This window comes from Okeania sp. SIO2B9 (genome assembly GCF_010672505.1).
Taxonomy (GTDB): domain Bacteria; phylum Cyanobacteriota; class Cyanobacteriia; order Cyanobacteriales; family Microcoleaceae; genus Okeania; species Okeania hirsuta.
The window spans coordinates 1-1,562 of sequence record NZ_JAAHGK010001543.1; the positions used below are offsets into that span (position 1 = coordinate 1).

The following is a 1,562-nucleotide window of genomic DNA, read 5'->3' on the forward strand; positions in this document are numbered from 1 at the left end:
CAGGAGACAGGAGACAGGAGGAAAATTACATGGGGATTCTAACCCCAAGTAATTTTGAACACCGTGTAGACGGTGGGGTATTAAACCCACAAAGAAAATGATAATTTACTTGGCTATATAGAAGCTAAAAAAAATTAGTGAAAATTTAGAAAAAATCCAATCAACTGACCAGTTAAAACGTTATTTAGAATCTGAAATCGGGAAAAACTTAATTTTAACTAATTACTTAGGGTTTGCGCTCAAAAGTCTGAAAACGGTTGATTTGTGATTCAAAGAAAGCTGATTATAACTTATTATTATCATCATTTATTCAGCTATAACTTTAAATTATAAAATACACCGCAAAAACAGTTTTTTCTCCAAAAAACTACAAAAAAAGAGAAAATGCCTCTTCCGGCGAGGGTAGAAAGGTTGATTACTAAAAAGGTCATTGCGATCGCAGTCATAGAAGTTTCAGGAAGTTTGGCCATCACTTTCGCCAGACTAAATCCTCTTTTTGCTTGCCCGAATTTACCCTCAATATGGTTCCGCAATCTTTCATCCAAGTGAGCTTGTTTCTTCTGTTCTTTATCAATATTTTTTGACCAATAAAGTATTGTAAATATGGATTTTCCTTGATTTGTTCTACTGTTTCCCTGTGGCTTATACCCAATTTTTCTTTAATAATTAACGCCCCTAAGGCGATTCTAAAAGATCAGGCAGGTGCTCCTCTTTCCTCAGATAATAAGCTAGCATATACATCTTCATATTTTGGCCAAGGAATTAGACTAACCATCACTACCCAAGGATTTTCTGGAGATAGTTGGCCATTGAACGGCAGTTCCAAATTTTCTGGTGCAGTGTCACCTTGGCCTACTTGTCTGTACATGGTGTGTGCAGTTATAGATACCTGGAATAAGAGTATATTTTAGCTCAAAATTGGGTACAATTTCTAATTCAAAATACCTTTAATCGCTGAGTGTGTAAGTTTTTTAAATTTATTCAGCAAGCCCTAAGTATGACCTGACAAATGAAAAAATATGGATTAACAAAAATTGTTATTTCACAGGGGTCAGTCAAAAAATATGGGAATTTAAAATCGGTAGCTACCAAGTTTTAGATAAATGGCTTAAAGATAGAAAAAAAGCTAACCGGGAATTATCGGATGAAAAGATTAATCAGTATCAAAAAATTATTTTTGCCCTGAGAGAAACCAGAAAATTAATGACAAAAATAGATCAAATTATTCCGAACTTTCACCTCAGATAGTCAGACAGTCCAATTGAGGATAAAAAATTCATTTATCTATATATAGTTTTCATTCCATCTACCTAGATATAAGGTAGAAAAATTTGCCCAAATTCTCTCTTCTTCCCCAAAATTATGATTTGTCTATCCCACAACCGATGAGGTGGTAGAAAAATTTATCAAAATTCTCTCAATTTTCCCTAGTAACTATTTATTTATCCCATAACCAATGAGTCGGCAAAAATTATTTTTTCACCAGACAAACCAGAAAAATAATCACAGAAATAGATCAAATTATTCTGGAGGTTTGCTCTTTTTATGACTCAATTTATTAA

At 33.3% G+C, this 1,562-nt stretch carries 2 protein-coding genes and 1 pseudogene; 1 reads left to right on the forward strand and 2 read right to left on the reverse strand.

The annotated features are described in order from the left end of the window. Positions 1-314 precede the first annotated feature (314 nt). Positions 315-653, reverse strand: a complete 339-nt coding sequence (locus F6K13_RS35645; RefSeq protein WP_124144117.1) for a transposase — start codon at positions 651-653, stop codon at positions 315-317. Then, positions 584-868, reverse strand: a pseudogene (locus F6K13_RS32445) (transposase); the annotation flags it as partial. The gene F6K13_RS35645 and the pseudogene F6K13_RS32445, both read right to left, overlap by 70 nt. Positions 869-1,002: 134 nt before the next feature. Between F6K13_RS32445 and F6K13_RS35650 the strand changes: the two are divergent. Then, positions 1,003-1,248: a type ISP restriction/modification enzyme gene (locus F6K13_RS35650; RefSeq protein WP_353734866.1), complete on the forward strand. Its 246-nt coding sequence runs from the start codon at positions 1,003-1,005 to the stop codon at positions 1,246-1,248. The last annotated feature ends 314 nt before the right edge of the window (positions 1,249-1,562 follow it).